The 2,544-nt window shown below is 75.7% G+C and carries 3 protein-coding genes and 1 pseudogene; all 4 read right to left on the bottom strand.

Annotated elements, in window-relative coordinates; all coding sequences use genetic code 11:
* On the bottom strand, positions 1-210 hold a 210-nt coding region (locus PYV61_RS23970), incomplete at its 3' end, for a hypothetical protein (protein ID WP_275836397.1).
* Positions 207-749: a sigma-70 family RNA polymerase sigma factor gene (locus PYV61_RS23965; RefSeq protein ID WP_275836396.1), complete on the bottom strand. Its 543-nt coding sequence runs from the start codon at positions 747-749 to the stop codon at positions 207-209. The genes PYV61_RS23970 and PYV61_RS23965, both read right to left, overlap by 4 nt.
* 340 nt (positions 750-1,089) lie before the next feature.
* Positions 1,090-1,314: a DUF3072 domain-containing protein gene (locus tag PYV61_RS23960; RefSeq protein WP_275836395.1), complete on the bottom strand. Its 225-nt coding sequence runs from the start codon at positions 1,312-1,314 to the stop codon at positions 1,090-1,092.
* Positions 1,315-1,320: 6 nt separating this feature from the next.
* A pseudogene (locus tag PYV61_RS23955) lies at positions 1,321-2,544 on the bottom strand (hypothetical protein); the annotation flags it as partial.

Genomic DNA, 2,544 nt, shown 5'->3' with positions numbered 1-2,544 from the left:
GTCGAGCGAGGGGGCGGCCGGCGCGGCCGCGGCGGGGGGCGCGCCGGTGCGTCGGCTCGCGCGCTGCGCCACGATCGCCTCCCACATCGCGTCGCGGGGGACGGTGGACGGGGGGCGGTGGTAGTCGCGCGCGGCGTCGACGATCAGTCGATCCAGCGCGTCGTCCGGCCCGTCGTCGGAAAGCATGCGGTTGTCGCGGTCGTCGCTCATGAGACCCACTCTCCGGCGAAGTCCTTCAGCGCCGCGCGCAGCTTGGCGCGGGCGCGGAAGAGCTGCGCCTTGGACGTTCCCGAGGCGACGCCCAGGGCGGCGCCGATCTCCTCGTGCGTGAAGCCTTCCACGTCGTGCATCAGGAACACCGTGCGGTAGCCGTCGGGGAGCGCCGCGATCGCCTGCGCGAGCCGCTCCTTGAGGTCGGGTTCGGCCTCGCGGGTCGACACGCCGATCGCCAGCGCGTCGTCGAGCGGGGCCTCGCGGCTCCGGTGCCGCTTCACCTTGCGCAGCCCGTTCAGCGTCACCGAGACGCCGATCGCGTGCAGCCAGGTGCCGAGCGCCGAGTCGCCGCGGAAGTCGCCGAGCCGGTCGAAGGCGCGCACGAACGTCTCCTGGGTGAAGTCGCGCGCCAGGTCCTCGTCGCCCGCCATGCGGAACGCCAGGCGGTAGACGCGGTCGACGTGCTGTTCGTAGATCCAGCGCTGCGCGGCCATGTCGCCGGCGGCGGCGCGGGAGATCAGGGACGGGTCGGTCACGGGCTCCAGGCTCGGCCCACGCGGGTCGGGCGGGTGCGGCCGCCGCGTCCGTCGTGGTGACCCATGGACACGGGGAGGGCCGAAACGGTTGCGCGAGGGTCCTACAGCTTACCGCTCACGGCGAAGATCGGGGTGACCCGAACCCCCGGATGGGGCGCAGAGCGGGGTGAACCGAACACAGGGGAACGGCGAAGACCGGGGTACCGCGAACCCACCGGCTTCAGCCTGGCAGGTTCGCGGTACCCCGGTCTTCGTTCCACCCCTCCGTTCGAATCACCCCGCTCTGCGCCGTATCCGGATCTTCGCCGTCCCCCGGTCTACGCCCTGCCGAGCCCAGGCGTCAATGATCGATGCCCCGCCCCGTCCGCTCCCGCAGCTCGTCGATCTTCTTCGACGCCTCGGCCTTCGACAGCGACCCGTCGAACTCCTCCCCCGCCTCCTCCGACAGCGTCTGCAGGTAGGAGGCCTGCGCCCCTGTCATCGTCTCGTCGCCGGTGACCCAGGCGTCGGGGTCCTTCTGCGTGTTGCCGTCGTCCGGGCGGTCCTGCTTCGTCGGCTTCGTCATCCGTCCTCACTGGTGAGAGTCCGCCCGCGTCAGGGCAGGATCCATACCGAACGAATCCCGAAACTCCGAGAACTCGGCGCCCGACGTCGTGCGCTGGATCAAGCGCCATGCGAGCGCCAGCAGGACGCCACACAGGAGCAATGAGACGCCAGCGGCCACCCGGTCGTCGGTCGAGCCGGCGGTCCGCAGCTCGCGCAGCGCCGACAGCGCCGCGCCGACCAGCCCCGCCATCCCCCACGTCGCCACGCTCCCCCGCCCGAACGCCTGGACGAGCGCCGCCGCGACCGCGACCCCGCCGACCGAGGCGGCCAGGATCGGCAGCACCGAGCGGTCGCCGAGGGCGACCGGGGTGAGGCCGAGCGCGATCAGCGCGAGCACGGCCAGCCGGCCGCGGGTCGTGCGGGCGCCGAGCAGGATCGCCAGCACCGCGATCAGCCCGAGCGGCTGGACGAGCAGCGCGCGGGCCGGGTCGAGCGCCTGGGCGAGCCAGGCGATCCGCTCCCCGAGCACCGTCGCCGGCACCGCCGGCCAGACCTCCGGGCCGAACCGCTCGGCGAGCAGCCCGGCCAGCACCGGCGCCCCCGCCAGCCCGAGCCCCGCGACCAGCGCCTCGGCCGGCCCGCCCGGCGGCGCCCAGGGGAGCGCCGCCCGGCGGCGCAGCGCGTCGAGCAGGCTCCACCCGCCGGCCAGCACGCCGCCGAACATCGCGCCGGCCAACACCGTCGTCAGCGCCGCCGACGCCAGGTAGACGCCCCACGGCTGCTCGGTCGGCCAGTTGGTGAGCACCGCGTCGACCCCGTTGGCCGCCGTCGCGATCGAGAGCAGGGCGCCGGCGGCGCCGACGAGCAGCGCGCCGCGGCGGCCCAGCCGCATCCGGCCGGCCGGGACGTCCTCGTGCGGCGCGCGGCGCAGCGCGCGCACCGCCAGCAGGAAGCCCAGCCCGACGGCGGCCAGCCCCCCGACCGAGCCGGCGACCAGGCGGCGGCTCGCGCGCTCGCGGTTGGCGCGCTCCACCGCCTCGGGGAGGCGCACGTCGCGGCGCAGGTCCACCAGCTCGGCGCCCACGACGTCGGCGACCACGCGCGCCCGCGCCCCGCCCGGCAGCGCGACCGCCGGGTCCTCCCACTCCACCGCCGCGTCCACGCGGTTCGGGCGGGGGACGAGCGTCACGCCGACCTCGCGCCACCGCGCCGCGTCGACGCCGCGCGCGCGCAGCGCCGCCGCGACGGC

Origin of the sequence: Roseisolibacter sp. H3M3-2 (assembly GCF_029211165.1) — a bacterium.
Lineage (GTDB): Bacteria > Gemmatimonadota > Gemmatimonadetes > Gemmatimonadales > Gemmatimonadaceae > Roseisolibacter.
The sequence above is the reverse complement of the archived record's forward strand: the minus strand, read 5'-3'. Positions and strand labels throughout refer to the sequence as shown.

What these genes read in the sequence shown, in the direction of transcription:
- PYV61_RS23960 (WP_275836395.1), bottom strand. Translation starts at nt 1,314, where the DNA reads ATGACGAAGCCGACGAAGCAGGACCGCCCGGACGACGGCAACACGCAG.